The organism is Flavobacterium bizetiae, from assembly GCF_024271895.1.
GTDB lineage: Bacteria > Bacteroidota > Bacteroidia > Flavobacteriales > Flavobacteriaceae > Flavobacterium > Flavobacterium bizetiae.
Map to the genome: position 1 here is coordinate 394,126 of NZ_CP091861.1, position 15,229 is coordinate 409,354.

The 15,229-nt window shown below is 34.7% G+C and carries 29 protein-coding genes; all 29 read right to left on the reverse strand.

The genetic code is table 11. From position 1 onward, the window contains the following. Nucleotides 1-43: 43 nt before the first annotated feature. The 29 genes from carA to rplC all read right to left on the reverse strand — a co-directional run bounded on the left by carA (nucleotide 44) and on the right by rplC (nucleotide 15,052). Nucleotides 44-1,162 (reverse strand): glutamine-hydrolyzing carbamoyl-phosphate synthase small subunit, encoded by a 1,119-nt coding sequence (gene carA, locus L0669_RS01855; protein WP_263760919.1) that lies wholly within the window; start codon nucleotides 1,160-1,162, stop codon nucleotides 44-46. A 253-nt stretch (nucleotides 1,163-1,415) separates the two neighbouring features. Continuing rightward, nucleotides 1,416-1,907, reverse strand: coding sequence for a 50S ribosomal protein L17 (gene rplQ, locus L0669_RS01860; protein WP_029272056.1), 492 nt, complete (start codon nucleotides 1,905-1,907; stop codon nucleotides 1,416-1,418). A gap of 36 nt (nucleotides 1,908-1,943) precedes the next feature. Further along, nucleotides 1,944-2,936 carry a DNA-directed RNA polymerase subunit alpha gene (locus L0669_RS01865; RefSeq protein WP_026109818.1) on the reverse strand — a complete coding sequence of 331 codons (993 nt, stop codon included), beginning with the start codon at nucleotides 2,934-2,936 and terminating at the stop codon, nucleotides 1,944-1,946. A gap of 21 nt (nucleotides 2,937-2,957) precedes the next feature. Next, complete coding sequence (gene rpsD, locus L0669_RS01870; protein ID WP_026982953.1) at nucleotides 2,958-3,563, reverse strand: 30S ribosomal protein S4; 606 nt, start codon at nucleotides 3,561-3,563, stop codon at nucleotides 2,958-2,960. A gap of 95 nt (nucleotides 3,564-3,658) precedes the next feature. Beyond that, nucleotides 3,659-4,042: a 30S ribosomal protein S11 gene (gene rpsK / locus L0669_RS01875; protein ID WP_007803677.1), complete on the reverse strand. Its 384-nt coding sequence runs from the start codon at nucleotides 4,040-4,042 to the stop codon at nucleotides 3,659-3,661. An 8-nt stretch (nucleotides 4,043-4,050) separates the two neighbouring features. Then, on the reverse strand, nucleotides 4,051-4,425 hold the full coding sequence (gene rpsM / locus L0669_RS01880; RefSeq protein ID WP_007803675.1) for a 30S ribosomal protein S13: 375 nt from the start codon (nucleotides 4,423-4,425) through the stop codon (nucleotides 4,051-4,053). Nucleotides 4,426-4,427: 2 nt separating this feature from the next. Then, the gene (gene ykgO / locus L0669_RS01885; RefSeq protein ID WP_072945378.1) at nucleotides 4,428-4,544 is read right to left on the reverse strand and encodes a type B 50S ribosomal protein L36; all 117 of its coding nucleotides are present in this window, start codon (nucleotides 4,542-4,544) and stop codon (nucleotides 4,428-4,430) included. A gap of 12 nt (nucleotides 4,545-4,556) precedes the next feature. After that, nucleotides 4,557-4,772 (reverse strand): translation initiation factor IF-1, encoded by a 216-nt coding sequence (gene infA / locus L0669_RS01890; protein WP_007136545.1) that lies wholly within the window; start codon nucleotides 4,770-4,772, stop codon nucleotides 4,557-4,559. A 7-nt stretch (nucleotides 4,773-4,779) separates the two neighbouring features. After that, nucleotides 4,780-6,126, reverse strand: a complete 1,347-nt coding sequence (gene secY / locus L0669_RS01895; protein WP_065450858.1) for a preprotein translocase subunit SecY — start codon at nucleotides 6,124-6,126, stop codon at nucleotides 4,780-4,782. A 13-nt stretch (nucleotides 6,127-6,139) separates the two neighbouring features. Beyond that, a complete protein-coding gene (gene rplO, locus L0669_RS01900; RefSeq protein WP_017495009.1) occupies nucleotides 6,140-6,592 on the reverse strand; it encodes a 50S ribosomal protein L15 in 453 nt (150 codons plus the stop codon). 11 nt (nucleotides 6,593-6,603) lie between these two features. Then, nucleotides 6,604-6,786, reverse strand: a complete 183-nt coding sequence (gene rpmD, locus L0669_RS01905) for a 50S ribosomal protein L30 (protein WP_017495010.1) — start codon at nucleotides 6,784-6,786, stop codon at nucleotides 6,604-6,606. Nucleotides 6,787-6,798: 12 nt separating this feature from the next. Continuing rightward, nucleotides 6,799-7,323 carry a 30S ribosomal protein S5 gene (gene rpsE / locus L0669_RS01910; protein WP_085950926.1) on the reverse strand — a complete coding sequence of 175 codons (525 nt, stop codon included), beginning with the start codon at nucleotides 7,321-7,323 and terminating at the stop codon, nucleotides 6,799-6,801. Between the two features lie 3 nt (nucleotides 7,324-7,326). Continuing rightward, on the reverse strand, nucleotides 7,327-7,677 hold the full coding sequence (rplR, locus tag L0669_RS01915; RefSeq protein ID WP_068843789.1) for a 50S ribosomal protein L18: 351 nt from the start codon (nucleotides 7,675-7,677) through the stop codon (nucleotides 7,327-7,329). Between the two features lie 11 nt (nucleotides 7,678-7,688). Beyond that, a complete protein-coding gene (gene rplF / locus L0669_RS01920; RefSeq protein ID WP_121328839.1) occupies nucleotides 7,689-8,231 on the reverse strand; it encodes a 50S ribosomal protein L6 in 543 nt (180 codons plus the stop codon). Between the two features lie 18 nt (nucleotides 8,232-8,249). Further along, a complete protein-coding gene (gene rpsH, locus L0669_RS01925) occupies nucleotides 8,250-8,648 on the reverse strand; it encodes a 30S ribosomal protein S8 (RefSeq protein ID WP_017495014.1) in 399 nt (132 codons plus the stop codon). A 104-nt stretch (nucleotides 8,649-8,752) separates the two neighbouring features. Further along, nucleotides 8,753-9,022, reverse strand: a complete 270-nt coding sequence (rpsN, locus tag L0669_RS01930) for a 30S ribosomal protein S14 (RefSeq protein ID WP_031456037.1) — start codon at nucleotides 9,020-9,022, stop codon at nucleotides 8,753-8,755. A gap of 3 nt (nucleotides 9,023-9,025) precedes the next feature. Further along, nucleotides 9,026-9,577, reverse strand: a complete 552-nt coding sequence (rplE, locus tag L0669_RS01935; RefSeq protein ID WP_017495015.1) for a 50S ribosomal protein L5 — start codon at nucleotides 9,575-9,577, stop codon at nucleotides 9,026-9,028. Nucleotides 9,578-9,579: 2 nt separating this feature from the next. Then, complete coding sequence (rplX, locus tag L0669_RS01940) at nucleotides 9,580-9,894, reverse strand: 50S ribosomal protein L24 (RefSeq protein WP_007803650.1); 315 nt, start codon at nucleotides 9,892-9,894, stop codon at nucleotides 9,580-9,582. A gap of 11 nt (nucleotides 9,895-9,905) precedes the next feature. Continuing rightward, a complete protein-coding gene (rplN, locus tag L0669_RS01945; protein WP_007803649.1) occupies nucleotides 9,906-10,274 on the reverse strand; it encodes a 50S ribosomal protein L14 in 369 nt (122 codons plus the stop codon). Between the two features lie 2 nt (nucleotides 10,275-10,276). Continuing rightward, a complete protein-coding gene (rpsQ, locus tag L0669_RS01950; RefSeq protein WP_007803646.1) occupies nucleotides 10,277-10,537 on the reverse strand; it encodes a 30S ribosomal protein S17 in 261 nt (86 codons plus the stop codon). 17 nt (nucleotides 10,538-10,554) lie between these two features. Then, nucleotides 10,555-10,746 (reverse strand): 50S ribosomal protein L29, encoded by a 192-nt coding sequence (gene rpmC / locus L0669_RS01955; protein ID WP_007803639.1) that lies wholly within the window; start codon nucleotides 10,744-10,746, stop codon nucleotides 10,555-10,557. Nucleotides 10,747-10,759: 13 nt separating this feature from the next. Beyond that, nucleotides 10,760-11,185, reverse strand: coding sequence for a 50S ribosomal protein L16 (gene rplP / locus L0669_RS01960; RefSeq protein ID WP_007803637.1), 426 nt, complete (start codon nucleotides 11,183-11,185; stop codon nucleotides 10,760-10,762). A gap of 19 nt (nucleotides 11,186-11,204) precedes the next feature. Then, nucleotides 11,205-11,963, reverse strand: coding sequence for a 30S ribosomal protein S3 (gene rpsC, locus L0669_RS01965; RefSeq protein ID WP_012022487.1), 759 nt, complete (start codon nucleotides 11,961-11,963; stop codon nucleotides 11,205-11,207). A gap of 5 nt (nucleotides 11,964-11,968) precedes the next feature. Continuing rightward, nucleotides 11,969-12,382, reverse strand: a complete 414-nt coding sequence (rplV, locus tag L0669_RS01970) for a 50S ribosomal protein L22 (RefSeq protein ID WP_007803631.1) — start codon at nucleotides 12,380-12,382, stop codon at nucleotides 11,969-11,971. A gap of 6 nt (nucleotides 12,383-12,388) precedes the next feature. Continuing rightward, nucleotides 12,389-12,667 (reverse strand): 30S ribosomal protein S19, encoded by a 279-nt coding sequence (gene rpsS, locus L0669_RS01975; RefSeq protein ID WP_012022488.1) that lies wholly within the window; start codon nucleotides 12,665-12,667, stop codon nucleotides 12,389-12,391. A 6-nt stretch (nucleotides 12,668-12,673) separates the two neighbouring features. Beyond that, nucleotides 12,674-13,498 carry a 50S ribosomal protein L2 gene (gene rplB, locus L0669_RS01980; RefSeq protein ID WP_007803623.1) on the reverse strand — a complete coding sequence of 275 codons (825 nt, stop codon included), beginning with the start codon at nucleotides 13,496-13,498 and terminating at the stop codon, nucleotides 12,674-12,676. Between the two features lie 9 nt (nucleotides 13,499-13,507). Beyond that, nucleotides 13,508-13,798: a 50S ribosomal protein L23 gene (rplW, locus tag L0669_RS01985; protein ID WP_017495018.1), complete on the reverse strand. Its 291-nt coding sequence runs from the start codon at nucleotides 13,796-13,798 to the stop codon at nucleotides 13,508-13,510. Nucleotides 13,799-13,805: 7 nt separating this feature from the next. Beyond that, the gene (gene rplD / locus L0669_RS01990; protein WP_041516263.1) at nucleotides 13,806-14,435 is read right to left on the reverse strand and encodes a 50S ribosomal protein L4; all 630 of its coding nucleotides are present in this window, start codon (nucleotides 14,433-14,435) and stop codon (nucleotides 13,806-13,808) included. Continuing rightward, the gene (gene rplC / locus L0669_RS01995; RefSeq protein WP_007803612.1) at nucleotides 14,435-15,052 is read right to left on the reverse strand and encodes a 50S ribosomal protein L3; all 618 of its coding nucleotides are present in this window, start codon (nucleotides 15,050-15,052) and stop codon (nucleotides 14,435-14,437) included. Before rplC ends, rplD begins: the two co-directional genes overlap by 1 nt. Nucleotides 15,053-15,229: the final 177 nt, after the last annotated feature.

Below are 15,229 nucleotides of genomic sequence, written 5' to 3' on the forward strand. Positions count from 1 at the left end.
ATTAAATACCACATTTAACAATTAAATATCTTTATTTTATTAACTACATCGTTTTAGCAGAAGCCGCTTTTATATTCTCAACAAACTGATCGAATAAATAAGAAGAATCATGCGGTCCAGGACTAGCTTCCGGATGGTATTGTACAGAAAAACAATTCTTATTTTTCATACGCATACCTGCAACAGTTTCGTCATTTAAATGCAAATGTGTAATCTCTAAATCAGGATGATTATCCAACGCTTCTTTATTTACAGCAAAACCATGATTTTGAGAAGTAATCTCACCTTTTCCTGTAATAAGGTTTTTCACCGGGTGATTTATACCTCTGTGACCATTAAACATTTTATAGGTCTGAACACCATTTGCTAAAGCAATTACCTGGTGTCCTAAACAAATTCCGAATAAAGGATTATCATTCGCTAAAATTTCTTTTGCTACTTCAATTGCTCCAAAAAGTGGATCCGGATCTCCAGGACCATTTGACAAAAAGTACCCATCCGGATTAAACTCTGCCAAATCTTTATAAGTTGAATTATAAGGGAAGACTTTAATGTAACAATCTCGCTTTGCAAGGTTTCTTAAGATATTCTTTTTGATACCAAGATCTAAGGCCGAAATTTTGTAAGTCGCATTTTCATCTCCAAAAAAATAAGGCTCAGTAGTTGAAACTTTTGACGCCAACTCTAAACCTTCCATGTTTGGCACATTAGCCAATTCTTTTTTCAAATCTTCAATCGAAGTACCATCTGTACAAATAACAGCATTCATCGCACCATTATCACGAATATAGCTTACTAGCGCTCTGGTATCAACATCAGAAATACAGATTAGATTTTGTTTAATAAAATAATCCTCTAAACTTCCTGAAGAATCTTCTCTCGAATAATTAAAACTAAAGTTTTTACAAACTAATCCTGAAATTTTGATGCTATCTGATTCTATTTCCAAATCGTTAACACCATAATTTCCAATATGAGGATTAGTAGCCACCATAATTTGACCAAAATAAGAAGGATCTGTAAAAATCTCCTGGTATCCTGTCATTCCAGTATTAAAACAAACTTCACCGAAAGTTTTACCGCTGATTCCGATAGATTTTCCGTGAAAAATAGTTCCATCACTTAGTAATAAAATGGCGCTTTGTCGTGTAGTGTATTTCATTATTTAATTTGTATTGTTTCTTTTTTAATTGTTTCATGAAACCTGCGTTGCGGATTTCATTTGTAATTAGATATTTTGCAAATTTACTTCTTTAAAAGAGTGCTTCCAAGATTTTTTAAAAATTTCATTCATAAAATTAAAACCTAAGTTTTAAAATAAGTTACATTTTAAACTATTTTAAAAAAATCCAAAAAAAAAGGATAAACTAAAAATTAGCTTATCCTTGATTTCTATAGAATCATTACTTTCATAATTATTCAGAAGCTTCAGTAGTCGATTCTGATTCAGCAGCTGGAGCTTCAGGAGTAGTCTCCTCAGCTTTTTTTGCTTTACCACCACGACGGCTTTTAGCTTTTTTAACTTCTTTTTTACCACCATTGTAAAGTTCATTGAAATCTACAAGTTCGATCATTGCCATATCAGCATTATCTCCCAAACGATTTCCAACTTTAATGATACGAGTGTATCCACCTGGACGGTCTCCAACTTTAGCAGCTACGTCTCTGAATAAATCAGTTACCGCATATTTACTACGTAAGTAAGCAAAAACAATACGACGATTGTGAGTCGTATCTTCTTTTGATTTTGTGATTAAAGGCTCAACGAATTGTTTAAGCGCTTTAGCTTTAGCAACAGTAGTGTTAATACGTTTGTGCTCAATAAGAGAACAAGCCATATTAGCTAGCATAGCTTTTCTATGTCCAGTCTGTCTGCTTAAGTGATTGAATTTTTTTCCGTGTCTCATTGCTATTTTAAATTTAATCCCGCAAGCGGGATTGAATTATTCTTTATCTAATTTGTATTTAGCTAAGTCCATTCCGAAAGTTAAATTCTTAACAGCTACAAGTTCATCTAGCTCAGTTAAAGATTTTTTACCAAAATTACGGAATTTCATTAGGTCATTTTTATTGAACGATACTAAATCACCAAGTGTATCAACTTCAGCCGCTTTCAAGCAATTTAATGCTCTCACAGATAAATCCATATCAACAAGCTTAGTTTTAAGCAATTGTCTCATATGCAATGACTCTTCATCATACGATTCTGTTTGTGCAATTTCGTCAGCCTCGAGTGTAATTCTTTCGTCAGAAAATAACATGAAGTGGTGAATTAAAACTTTAGCAGCTTCAGTAAGAGCATCTTTTGGATTAATAGATCCATCAGTTTTGATTTCAAAAACTAATTTTTCGTAATCTGTTTTTTGCTCAACACGGAAGTTTTCAATTGCATATTTTACATTTTTTACCGGAGTAAAAATAGAGTCTGTAAAAATAGTACCAATTGCAGCGTTCTGTTTTTTGTTCTCCTCAGCAGGAACATATCCTCTACCTTTTTCGATTGTTAAATCGAAGTTCAATTTGATTTTAGAATCTAAATTACAGATAACAAGGTCTGGGTTCAGAACTTGGAAACCTGAAATAAATTTTTGAAAATCACCTGCTGTTAGTTGATCTTTACCAGAAACAGAAATTGTAACTGCTTCATTATCGATATCTTCAATTTGACGTTTAAAACGTACTTGTTTTAGATTAAGAATAATTTCGGTAACATCTTCAACAACACCTGAAATAGTAGAAAACTCATGATCTACACCTTCGATACGAACAGATGTAATTGCATAACCTTCTAATGCTGAAAGCAAAACTCTTCTAAGTGCATTACCAACTGTCAATCCATAACCAGGTTCTAAAGGTCTAAATTCGAATTTACCTTCAAAATCGGTTGAATCGATCATGATAACTTTATCGGGCTTTTGAAAATTAAATATTGCCATAAATTTCGACTAAGTCAATTATTATTTGTTGTACAACTCTACGATTAATTGTTCTTTAATGTTTTCTGGAATTTGAAGTCTTGCAGGTACAGAAACGAAAGTTCCTTCTTTAAGATCATTGTTCCAAGTAATCCATTCATAAACATGACTTGAATTTGATAAAGAACGTTCGATAGCTTCTAAAGATTTAGATTTTTCACGAACTGCAACTTTATCACCAGGTTTAAGGTGGTAAGAAGCGATATTTACAACTTCACCATTTACGGTAACGTGTCTGTGAGAAACTAATTGTCTAGCACCTCTTCTAGAAGGAGCGATACCCATTCTAAAAACAACGTTATCTAATCTTGCTTCACATAATTGTAAAAGAACTTCACCAGTAACACCTTTAGTAGCTGATGCTTTTTTGAATAAATTTCTGAATTGTTTTTCTAAAATTCCGTAAGAATATTTAGCTTTTTGCTTTTCCATTAACTGAACAGCATACTCAGATTTTTTTCCTCTTTTTTTAGCCATCCCGTGTTGTCCAGGTGGGTAATTTCTTTTTTCGAAAGATTTATCATCTCCGAAGATTGCTTCGCCAAATTTACGAGCAATTCTAGTTTTTGGACCAGTATATCTTGCCATTTCTAAAAAATTAAATTTAAGGTAGAGATTATGAATTCAGGTCAAATCCTTCGATAATCTATATTCTACCTTGTTTATACTATAAATAAATAAAATTAAACTCTACGTCTTTTTGGAGGACGACATCCGTTGTGAGGCATTGGAGTAACATCGATAATCTCTGTAACTTCAATTCCACCGTTATGAATAGAACGGATAGCAGACTCACGTCCGTTTCCTGGTCCTTTTACATAAACTTTCACTTTTTTAAGTCCAGCCTCAAGAGCTACTTTACTACAATCTTCTGCTGCCATTTGGGCTGCGTATGGAGTATTCTTTTTAGAACCTCTGAAACCCATTTTACCAGCTGAAGACCAAGAAATAACTTCACCTTTTTTGTTTGTCAAAGAAATGATGATGTTATTGAAGGTAGCAGAAATATGAGCTTCTCCCGTTGATTCAACGATAACTTTACGTTTTTTTGCAGTTGCTTTAGCCATATTACTTATTATTTAGTTGCTTTTTTCTTGTTAGCAACAGTTTTTCTTTTACCTTTTCTTGTTCTAGAGTTGTTTTTAGTTCTTTGTCCTCTTAACGGAAGACCAGATCTATGACGAATACCTCTGTAACAACCAATATCCATCAAACGTTTGATGTTTAAAGAAACTTCAGAACGTAATTCTCCTTCAATTTTGTAAAATGAAACAGCATCACGAATCGCTCCGATCTCATCATCATTCCAATCTTGAACTTTTTTGTCTTGGCTAACTTGAGCTTTTTCTAAAATCTCAATAGCTCTACTTCTTCCTAATCCAAAGATATAGGTAAGTGCTATAACACCTCTTTTATTTTTTGGGATATCTACCCCTGCTATTCTTGCCATAATTATCCTTGTCTTTGTTTAAATCTAGGATTCTTTTTGTTTATTACGTACAATCTCCCTTTTCTACGCACAATGATGCACTCGGGACTTCTCTTTTTTACTGATGCTCTAACTTTCATAGTGAATATCCTTTAATATCGATAAGTAATTCTTGCTTTTGACAAATCATAAGGACTCATTTCTAGTTTCACTTTATCACCAGGTAATAACTTGATGTAATGCATACGCATTTTACCAGAAATATGAGCAATTACGATATGTCCATTTTCTAACTCTACACGGAACATCGCATTTGACAATGCTTCGATGATTGATCCGTCTTGTTCTATTGCTGATTGTTTTGCCATATAAAAATTAAGCTACTGCTTTTCTATTTTTACCAGTCTTCATTAAACCATCATAATGTTTGTTTAACAAGTATGAGTTGATTTGTTGAATAGTATCTATTGCAACCCCAACCATAATTATTAACGAGGTACCTCCAAAAAACATTGCCCAAGATTGTTGTACATCCATAATACTTACAACAATAGCTGGGAACACAGCAATCAAAGCAAGGAATAAAGATCCTGGGAAAGTTATTAAAGACATCACTTTATCAAGAAATTCTGAAGTTTCAGCTCCTGGACGAACGCCCGGAATAAAACCACCACTTCTTTTTAAATCGTCAGCCATTTTGTTAGTAGGAACTGTAATCGCAGTATAGAAAAATGTAAATACAATAATTAAAGTTGCAAATACAAAGTTATACCAAAATCCGAACATATTACTAAATGCACCAACAATAGATTGTGATGTGTCTGATTTAGACAATCCAGCTACAGCTGCAGGTATAAACATAATTGCCTGAGCAAAGATGATAGGCATAACCCCCGAAGCATTAAGCTTAAGAGGAATCCATTGTCTATTACCACCTGCCAAATCTTGTTCGTAATCCCCGCTTGTAGTACGACGAGCGTACTGAACAGGAATTCTACGTACTGCCATTGTAAGCAATACACAAGAAATGATCACTAATAACCAAACAATAATTTCAATAACTAACAACATTGGACCACCATTGTTATTGGTAACTCTGGTTGTAAACTCTTGGATAAAAGCTTGCGGTAAACGCGCCAAAATACCAACCATAATCAATAATGAAATTCCATTTCCAATACCTTTATCTGTAATTTTTTCCCCAAGCCACATAGCAAAAATAGTACCAGTAACTAAGATAATAACAGAAGAGAACAAAAATTCAGGTGAATTAAAGCCTAGTAAGAATGCACTACCAGGTAACGTTCTGTATAAATTGTAGATATAAGTTGGACCTTGAACCAGTGTAATAGCTATAGTCAACCAACGAGTGATTTGATTAATCTTTTTTCTACCACTCTCTCCATCGTTTTGAAGTTTTTGCAAATAAGGAATCGCAATTCCCATTAACTGAACAACAATAGATGCAGAAATATAAGGCATAATTCCTAAAGCAAAAACTGAAGCTTTAGAGAAAGCACCTCCTGTAAACATGTCTAGGATAGATCCTAAACCATTTTTAGTTTGTCCCGCTAAACCTGTTAATTGAGTTGCGTCAATTCCAGGTAGCGTTACGTGTGCACCAAAACGATATACTAAAAGCAATCCTAATGTAATTAAGATTCTGTTTTTCAGTTCTTCGATTTTCCAAACATTACTTATTGATTCAATAAATTTCTTCATCTTAGTAGATAAGTTATATAGTTACAGCTTCTCCACCAGCAGCTTCAATAGCAGCTTTTGCAGTAGCAGTAAATTTGTGGGCAGTTACTTTTAATTTTGCTTTCAATTCTCCTCTACCTAAAATCTTAACGATTTCATTTTTGGTAGCTAGACGATTTGCTACGAAATCTGTCATTGAAACAGAATCAGTAATCACACCATTGTCTACTAATAATTGAAGCGTATCTAAATTAACACCTTCGTATTCTTTACGATTGATGTTTGTGAAACCAAACTTAGGCACACGTCTTTGAAGTGGCATTTGCCCTCCCTCAAAACCAATCTTTTTAGAATAACCAGAACGAGATTTTGCTCCTTTGTGACCTCTTGCAGAAGTACCACCTTTTCCTGAACCTTCTCCTCTACCTAATCTTTTATTTTGATTGTGTGTTGACCCTTCAGCTGGTTGTAAGTTACTTAAATTCATAACAGTATTTGTTATTTAGCTTCTTCGACAGAAACTAAGTGTTTAACTTTGTTTATCATACCAAGGATAGCAGGATTTGAATCATGCTCTACAACTTGTCCCATTTTACGTAGACCTAAAGCTTCCAAACCTCTTTTTTGAGAAAGAGGACAGTTGATTTTGCTTCTTACTTGTTTTACTAATAATTTAGCCATAATTTCCTTGAATTAACCTTTAAAAACTTTTTCTAAAGAAACACCTCTTTGTTTTGCAACAGTATGAGCGCTTCTCATTTGTAATAAAGCATCAAAAGTTGCTTTCACTACGTTATGAGGATTTGATGATCCTTGAGATTTAGATAATACATCGTGAATACCTACTGATTCAAGAACTGAACGAACAGCTCCACCAGCAATAACTCCTGTACCATGAGAAGCAGGAATTAAGAATACACGTGCACCACCAAATTTACCTTTTTGTTCGTGAGGAACAGATTGTCCATTCAAAGGAATTTTTACTAAATTTTTCTTAGCATCTTCTACTGCTTTCGCAATTGCTTCAGAAACGTCTTTAGATTTTCCTAATCCGTGACCAACTACTCCGTTTTCATCACCTACAACTACAATAGCAGAAAAACCGAAAGCTCTACCACCTTTTGTAACTTTAGTAACACGATTAACACTTACCAGACGATCTTTAAGTTCAAGACCACTTGGTTTTACCAATTCTACATTTTTGTATTTAGACATAATATATTAGAATTTAAGTCCAGCCGCTCTTGCGCCTTCTGCTAATGATTTAATACGACCGTGATACAAATATCCACCTCTATCAAAAGTGATGGTTTCTATCCCAGCTTTTAACGCTTTCTCTGCAACTAATTTTCCAACAGCAGCAGCGATTTCAACGTTAGTACCTTTTCCTATTTCTTTTTCTCTTGAAGATGCAGCTAAAATAGTAACTCCATTTACATCATCAATAAGTTGAGCGTAAATTTCTTTGTTACTTCTAAATACAGATAGTCTTGGGTTAGCAGCAGTACCACTAATCGATTTTCTAATTCTGAATCTAATTCTCTGTCTTCTATCAGATTTTGTTAATGACATAATCTTATTTTTTAAGCTGATTTACCTGCTTTTCTTCTTAATACTTCACCCACAAATTTAACACCTTTTCCTTTGTACGGCTCAGGCTTACGGAAACCTCTGATTTTCGCAGCAACCTGTCCTAAAAGTTGTTTGTCAAATGATGTTAATTTTACGATAGGGTTTTTTCCTTTTTCAGATATTGTTTCTAAAGCTACTTCTGGAGCAATTTCTAAAACAATATTGTGAGAATATCCAAGAGCTAAATCTAACTTTTGACCTTGGTTTGAAGCTCTATAACCAACTCCAACTAATTCAAGTTCTTTTGTAAAACCTTCAGATACACCAACAATCATGTTATTGATTAACGATCTGTATAATCCGTGTTTTGCTCTTTGGTCTTTATGATCAGACGATCTTTCTAATAAAACTTGATCGCCTTCAACTTTTACAGTAATGTCCGAAAACTCCTGAGTTAGTTGACCTTTTTTTCCTTTTACCGTAATGATACCGTCTTTAACTTCTACAGTTACTCCAGCAGCAATTACAATTGGGCTTTTACCTATTCTTGACATCTTATTTAGTCTTTAAAATTAGTATACGTAACAAATTACTTCACCACCTACATTTAATTGTTTAGCTTGTTTTCCAGTCATAAGACCTTTAGAAGTTGAAACAATTGCAATTCCTAATCCGTTAAGGATTCTTGGTAATTTGGCAGCACCTGCGTATTTACGTAAACCAGGTTTACTAATTCTTTGGATATCTTTAATTACAGGCTCTTTAGTATCTTTATCGTACTTCAAAGCAATTTTGATTGAACCCTGAACAGAGTTGTCCTCAAATTTGTAACTCAAGATATAACCTTGATCAAATAAGATCTTAGTTATTTCTTTTTTTAGATTAGAAGCTGGAATTTCAACAACTTTGTGGTTTGCAGCCACAGCGTTACGAACTCTAGTCAAATAATCTGCAATAGGATCTGTATACATATGTATTTGATTGCGATTATGGTTTTCGGGAGGCACCCGCCTCCCGAACCTTTAATCAATTAAAATTATTTTTTGGTTTGCAAAAGTAATAACTTATTGCGAGATTACCAAGACGCCTTTTTAACTCCAGGAATTAACCCATTATTAGCCATCTCACGGAAAGTTACACGTGAAATACCAAATTGACGGATATAACCTCTTGGTCTACCTGTTAATTTACAACGATTGTGTAAACGAACTGGTGAAGCATTTTTAGGTAATTTTTGTAAGCCTTCATAATCTCCAGCTTCTAATAAAGCTTTTCTTTTTTCAGCGTACTTAGCTACCGTTTTCTCTCTTTTCACCTCACGGGCTTTCATTGATTCTTTAGCCATGTCTTAATTCTTTTTAAAAGGTAATCCTAATTCAGCCAATAATGACTTTGCTTCCTTGTCTGTTTTTGCAGTAGTAACAAATGTAATATCCATTCCTGAAATTTTGTTTACTTTGTCAATATCAATTTCCGGGAAAATGATTTGCTCCAAAACTCCAAGGTTGTAATTACCTCTTCCGTCGAAACCAGTAGCTTTGATACCACTAAAATCTCTAACGCGTGGTAAAGCAGAAGTAATAAGTCTATCTAAAAACTCATACATTCTCTCTCCACGTAAAGTAACTTTTGCTCCAATAGGCATACCTTTTCTCAATTTGAATGACGCAACGTCTTTCTTTGAAATTGTAGATACTGCTTTTTGTCCAGTGATCTTTGTTAACTCATCAACTGCATAGTCAATAAGTTTTTTATCAGATACAGCTGCACCAACTCCACGGCTCAAAACGATTTTTTCAAGTTTTGGAACTTGCATCACGTTTGTATATCCGAATTCTTCTTTAAGAGCAGAGATTACTCTACTCTTATATTCTTCTTTTAGTCTAGGTGTATATGCCATTACTATAGTACTTGATTAGATTTTTTTGAAAATCTTACTTTCTTATCTCCTTCTACTCTAATACCAACTCTAGTTGTTTCCTTAGTTTTAGGATCAATTAGTGAAATGTTAGATATTTGTATAGAAGCTTCTTTCTTAACGATACCACCTTGAGGGTTTTTAGCACTTGGTTTTGTATGTTTCGAAACCATGTTTACACCTTCAACTATCGCTTTATTTTTCTCACGGTAAACACGTAAAACTTTACCTTCAGCACCTTTATGGTCTCCAGCAATAACTCTTACGATATCTCCTGATTTTATTTTTAGCTTTATCATCTTAAAACGAATTAAAGCACTTCTGGTGCTAATGATACAATTTTCATGAATTGTTTTTCACGAAGTTCTCTTGCTACCGGACCAAAAACACGAGTTCCTCTCATTTCCCCTGCAGCGTTCAAAAGAACACATGCATTATCATCGAAACGGATATAAGAACCATCAGCTCTTCTCACTTCTTTTTTGGTACGTACAACAACTGCAGTTGAAACAGCTCCTTTTTTAACGTTACCGTTAGGAGTTGCATCTTTAATAGATACTACAATCTTGTCACCAACAGAGGCATACCTTCTTTTGGTACCTCCTAAAACACGGATAGTTAAAACTTCTTTTGCTCCCGTGTTATCTGCTACTTTTAGTCTTGATTCCTGTTGTACCATAATTATTTAGCTCTTTCTAAGATTTCAACTAATCTCCAACATTTTGTTTTACTTAAAGGACGCGTTTCGCTAATTCTTACAGTATCTCCAATGTTACAGTCGTTTGTTTCGTCGTGTGCAACGTATTTCTTTGTTTTCAACACGAACTTACCGTATAATGGGTGTTTTACTTTTCTTACTTCAGCAATAACAATAGACTTATCCATTTTATTTGAAGTAACAACACCTATTCTTTCTTTTCTTAAATTTCTTTTTTCTTCCATCTTTCAGCAGAATACAATTATTGTAACTCTCTTTTAGTTAACTCTGTAGCCAATCTTGCAACTGTTCTTCTTACACTTCTAATTTGAAGTGGGTTCTCAATTGGAGAAATAGCGTGAGCCATTTTTAGGTCAGCATATATTTTCTTAGTTTGACTAAGTTTTTCTTGCAACTCCGCTGCAGAAAGATCTTTTATTTCTGATTGTTTCATAATATAAATTTAATTATGCTTCGAAATCTCTAGCAACGACGAATTTAGTTTTTACTGGAAGCTTTTGAGCTGCAAGACGTAACGCCTCTTTTGCAACTGATAAAGGAACTCCTCCAACTTCAAACATAATTCTTCCGGGTTTAACAACGGCAGCCCAATATTCAACGGCACCTTTACCTTTACCCATACGTACCTCAAGAGGCTTCTTAGTAATTGGTTTGTCTGGAAATATTTTGATCCATAATTGTCCTTCTCTCTTCATGAAACGAGTTGCAGCAATACGCGCAGCTTCGATTTGACGAGAAGTTAAGAACATTCCATCTTCATGTACAGATTTAATACCAAACATTCCATTAGAAAGTTCATGCCCTCTTTGAGAGTTACCTTTCATTTTACCCTTTTGTACCTTACGGTATTTTGTTCTTTTAGGCTGTAACATTTTTCTTTAGTTTAAAAATTTACTTTCTTTTACGAGCGTCTGGTTTTCCACCTTTATTAAAGTTAGATTTACCTCTAGGGGCATCTCCACCTTTACCACCACCAGTTCCAGATTGTTTTTTATCCATTCCTGCAAGTGGAGAAAGATCTCTCTTTCCATAAACTTCACCTTTCATGATCCATACTTTGATACCCATTCTACCGTAAGTAGTGTGAGCTTCAGCCAAAGCATAATCAATATCAGCTCTGAAAGTTGATAGAGGAATTCTACCTTCTTTGAAACCTTCTGAACGTGCCATTTCAGCACCATTCAAACGACCAGAAATCAAAACTTTAATACCTTCTGCATTCATACGCATAGAAGCTGCAATAGCCATCTTAATTGCACGTCTGTAAGAGATACGGCTTTCGATTTGACGAGCGATGCTTGTCGCCACAAGATAAGCATCTAACTCAGGTCTTTTAATTTCAAAGATATTGATTTGAACCTCTTTGTCAGTAACTTTCTTAAGTTCTTCTTTTAACTTGTCTACCTCTTGCCCACCTTTTCCGATAATAATACCAGGTCTAGCAGTAGTGATAGTAACGGTTACAAGTTTCAAAGTTCTCTCGATGATTACTTTAGATACACTAGCTTTTGATAAACGAGCGTGGATATACTTTCTGATTTTGTGATCTTCGGCAAGTTTATCCCCGTAATCATTTCCACCATACCAGTTTGAGTCCCACCCTCTGATGATACCAAGTCTATTTCCAATTGGATTTGTCTTTTGTCCCATGCTGCTTAAGAATTGCTTTGTGTGTTATTGATAGCTCCAAGCACGATTGTTACGTGATTAGAACGTTTTCTTATTCTGTGTGCACGACCTTGTGGAGCTGGACGAAGTCTTTTTAACATCATTCCACCATCTACTCTGATCTCCTTAACAAATAATCCAGCTTCTTCTAAATTACCTTCACTATTTTTTTGCTCCCAGTTGTTGATTGCAGATAATAATAGTTTCTCTAATTTTCTTGAAGCCTCTTTAGAACTAAATCTTAAGATGTTAAGTGCTCTTTCTACCTTCTGACCTCTTACCAAGTCCGCTACTAAGCGCATTTTTCTAGGTGAAGTAGGGCAGTTATTCAATTTTGCGAAAGCAATAGACTTATTAGCCTCTTTTCTCGCATCTGCTGTTTCTCTTTTACGAACTCCCATTGCTTCTTATTTTTTACCTTTATTTTTTGCTCCAGCATGACCTCTAAAAGATCTAGTTGGTGAAAATTCTCCTAATTTGTGACCTACCATGTTTTCTGTTACGTAAACTGGTACAAATTGACGACCGTTATGAACTGCGATAGTTTGTCCAACGAAATCTGGAGTAATCATAGAAGCTCTAGACCAAGTCTTTACTACACTATTTTTACCACTTTCTACGTTTTCCTGAACTTTCTTGTCTAACTTATAATGAACGAAAGGTCCTTTTTTTAATGAACGTGCCATATCTTATTATTTCTTTCTACGTTCTACGATATACTTGTTACTCGGGTTTTTCTTAGAACGAGTTCTATAACCTTTTGCTGGTATTCCATTTCTTGAACGTGGATGTCCACCAGAAGAACGTCCTTCTCCACCACCCATTGGGTGATCAACAGGGTTCATTGCAACAGGTCTTGTTCTAGGTCTTCTTCCTAACCATCTTGTTCTACCAGCTTTTCCTGATACAACTAATTGGTGGTCTGAATTAGAAACAGCTCCAATTGTAGCCGAACAAGTTAACAAGATTAATCTTGTCTCACCAGATGGCATTTTAATTGTAGCATATTTTCCATCTCTTGCCATTAATTGAGCAAATGTACCAGCTGAACGAGCAATTACTGCTCCCTGACCTGGACGTAACTCAATACAAGAGATTACAGTTCCTAAAGGAATTCTGCTTAAAGGCAATGTATTACCAATTTCAGGTTGAGATTCTGGACCAGAAACTAATTTCTGACCAACTTTCAATCCGTTTTGAGCAATTACATAAGTTTTCTCTCCATCAGCATAAGCTAATAAAGCGATAAATGCAGTACGATTTGGATCGTATTCGATTGATTTCACAGTAGCCGGAATTCCGTCTTTAGTTCTTTTGAAATCAATAATACGATATCTCTGCTTGTGACCACCACCCGTATAACGCATGGTCATCTTTCCTTGACTATTTCTACCTCCAGAGTTTTTTATCGGCGCTATCAAAGAGCGTTCCGGCTTATCAGTTGTAATGGCGTCATAACCATTCACAACTCTAAATCGCTGACCTGGGGTAATAGGTTTTAATTTTCTTACTGACATTTTTCTATCTTAGATATTGTTGTAAAAATCAATTGTTTCTCCTTCTTGTACTTGAACAATCGCTTTCTTAATTGCATTTGTCTTTCCACTGATCAAACCACTTTTAGTGTATTTTGTAGTTCTATCCGGTCTTACGTTCATCGTGTTAACTGAAACGATAGTTACCCCATAAGCAGCTTCAACAGCTTTCTTAATTTGAACTTTGTTTGCTTTTTTGTCAACAACGAATCCGAAGCGGTTTAAAACTTCACTTTCTTTGGTTACTTTTTCTGTTACTATAGGTCTAATTATGATGCTCATATTCCTATTATTTACTTAAATTTTCTTCAATTAACTCCAAAGAACCTTCTAAAAGCACTAAATTATTAGTGTTTAAAATAGCGTAAGTGCTTAATTCTGAGCTAGTTACGACATTTGAAGCCTTTAAATTGCGTGACGACAAATATACATTTTTATTCGACTCACCCAACACAAATAGAGATTTTTTATTATCTAACCCTAAAGCTTTCAAAACGTTAATGAAATTTTTAGTGTTTGGAGTTTCAAAATTAAAGTCCTCAAGAACGATAATATTTGACTCTTTTGCTTTGATTGAGAAAGCTGATTTTCTTGCCAATCTTTTCAAGCTTTTATTCAATTTAAATGAATAACTTCTTGGTCTTGGTCCGAAAATTGTTCCACCACCTTTAAACAATGGATTCTTAATACTTCCCGCACGAGCAGTACCTGTTCCTTTTTGTTTCTTAATCTTACGTGTACTTCCTGTCACTTCAGCTCTTTCTTTAGCTTTGTGAGTTCCTTGTCTTTGATTAGCAAGATATTGCTTAACATCAAGGTATACAGCGTGATTGTTTGGTTCAATTGCGAATACTGAATCAGAAAGTTGAACTTTTCTACCAGTATCTTTTCCGTTGAAATCTAATACTTTTACTTCCATTACTTCTGAATGATTACATAAGAGTTTTTATGTCCAGGAACACATCCTTTAATAACAAGTAGGTTCTTTTCAGCAACTACTTTTAAAACTCTAAGGTTTTGAACTTTTACATTGTCTCCTCCCATTCTTCCAGCCATACGCATTCCTTTGAATACTCTAGATGGATAAGAAGAAGCTCCCACAGAACCTGGCGCTCTTAAACGGTTGTGTTGACCGTGAGTTGCTTGTCCAACACCACCAAATCCGTGACGTTTAACAACCCCTTGAAAACCTTTACCTTTAGACACACCTTGTACATCTACAAATTCTCCTTCAGCAAAAATAGAAACATCAATAAGATCCCCTAATTTTTGTTCAGTTGCAAAATCTTGAAATTCAACGACTTTTTTCTTAGCAACAGTTCCAGCTTTTTTAAAGTGACCTAAAGCCGCTTTAGTGGAATGTTTCTCGTTTTTGTCATCGAAACCAAGTTGCAACGCTTCGTACCCGTCAACACCTTTGGTTCTGACTTGGGTAACAACACACGGCCCAGCCTCGATTACTGTACAAGGAATGTTTTTCCCGTTTTCGTCGAAAATACTAGTCATGCCGATTTTTTTACCAATTAACCCAGACATAAATATTAATTATTAATTACTAAAATTCCCTTCAATTTGAAAATAACAGAAATTTCCAAACAGGGAGTGCAAAAGTATACATTAAAATTGAATATACCAAACAGTTAGAAAAATTAAATAGCTCATTATCAAAATCAAAGAACCAATTCTACATGCGTAAGCATTCTTTTTCTTCAA

Coding starts and splice junctions, on each gene's coding strand:
- rplD (WP_041516263.1), bottom strand. CDS start 14,435: ATGGAAGTAAAAGTATTAGATTTCAACGGAAAAGATACTGGTAGAAAA.
- rpsQ (WP_007803646.1), bottom strand. CDS start 10,537: ATGGAAGAAAAAAGAAATTTAAGAAAAGAAAGAATAGGTGTTGTTACT.
- rplX (WP_007803650.1), bottom strand. CDS start 9,894: ATGATAAAGCTAAAAATAAAATCAGGAGATATCGTAAGAGTTATTGCT.
- rplW (WP_017495018.1), bottom strand. CDS start 13,798: ATGAGCATCATAATTAGACCTATAGTAACAGAAAAAGTAACCAAAGAA.
- rpsD (WP_026982953.1), bottom strand. CDS start 3,563: ATGGCAAGATATACTGGTCCAAAAACTAGAATTGCTCGTAAATTTGGC.
- infA (WP_007136545.1), bottom strand. CDS start 4,772: ATGGCAAAACAATCAGCAATAGAACAAGACGGATCAATCATCGAAGCA.
- rplP (WP_007803637.1), bottom strand. CDS start 11,185: ATGTTACAGCCTAAAAGAACAAAATACCGTAAGGTACAAAAGGGTAAA.
- rplO (WP_017495009.1), bottom strand. CDS start 6,592: ATGAATTTAAGTAACTTACAACCAGCTGAAGGGTCAACACACAATCAA.
- rplN (WP_007803649.1), bottom strand. CDS start 10,274: ATGGTACAACAGGAATCAAGACTAAAAGTAGCAGATAACACGGGAGCA.
- rplC (WP_007803612.1), bottom strand. CDS start 15,052: ATGTCTGGGTTAATTGGTAAAAAAATCGGCATGACTAGTATTTTCGAC.
- rpsC (WP_012022487.1), bottom strand. CDS start 11,963: ATGGGACAAAAGACAAATCCAATTGGAAATAGACTTGGTATCATCAGA.
- rplB (WP_007803623.1), bottom strand. CDS start 13,498: ATGTCAGTAAGAAAATTAAAACCTATTACCCCAGGTCAGCGATTTAGA.
- rpsN (WP_031456037.1), bottom strand. CDS start 9,022: ATGGCTAAAGAATCAATGAAAGCCCGTGAGGTGAAAAGAGAGAAAACG.
- ykgO (WP_072945378.1), bottom strand. CDS start 4,544: ATGAAAGTTAGAGCATCAGTAAAAAAGAGAAGTCCCGAGTGCATCATT.
- rpsS (WP_012022488.1), bottom strand. CDS start 12,667: ATGGCACGTTCATTAAAAAAAGGACCTTTCGTTCATTATAAGTTAGAC.
- rplV (WP_007803631.1), bottom strand. CDS start 12,382: ATGGGAGTTCGTAAAAGAGAAACAGCAGATGCGAGAAAAGAGGCTAAT.
- rplQ (WP_029272056.1), bottom strand. CDS start 1,907: ATGAGACACGGAAAAAAATTCAATCACTTAAGCAGACAGACTGGACAT.
- secY (WP_065450858.1), bottom strand. CDS start 6,126: ATGAAGAAATTTATTGAATCAATAAGTAATGTTTGGAAAATCGAAGAA.
- rplF (WP_121328839.1), bottom strand. CDS start 8,231: ATGTCAAGAATAGGTAAAAGCCCAATTGTAATTGCTGCTGGAGTAACT.
- rpsH (WP_017495014.1), bottom strand. CDS start 8,648: ATGTATACAGATCCTATTGCAGATTATTTGACTAGAGTTCGTAACGCT.
- carA (WP_263760919.1), bottom strand. CDS start 1,162: ATGAAATACACTACACGACAAAGCGCCATTTTATTACTAAGTGATGGA.
- rpmD (WP_017495010.1), bottom strand. CDS start 6,786: ATGGCTAAATTATTAGTAAAACAAGTAAGAAGCAAAATCAACTGTCCT.
- L0669_RS01865 (WP_026109818.1), bottom strand. CDS start 2,936: ATGGCAATATTTAATTTTCAAAAGCCCGATAAAGTTATCATGATCGAT.
- rpsM (WP_007803675.1), bottom strand. CDS start 4,425: ATGGCAAGAATAGCAGGGGTAGATATCCCAAAAAATAAAAGAGGTGTT.
- rplR (WP_068843789.1), bottom strand. CDS start 7,677: ATGTCATTAACAAAATCTGATAGAAGACAGAGAATTAGATTCAGAATT.
- rpmC (WP_007803639.1), bottom strand. CDS start 10,746: ATGAAACAATCAGAAATAAAAGATCTTTCTGCAGCGGAGTTGCAAGAA.
- rpsK (WP_007803677.1), bottom strand. CDS start 4,042: ATGGCTAAAGCAACTGCAAAAAAACGTAAAGTTATCGTTGAATCAACG.
- rplE (WP_017495015.1), bottom strand. CDS start 9,577: ATGGCATATACACCTAGACTAAAAGAAGAATATAAGAGTAGAGTAATC.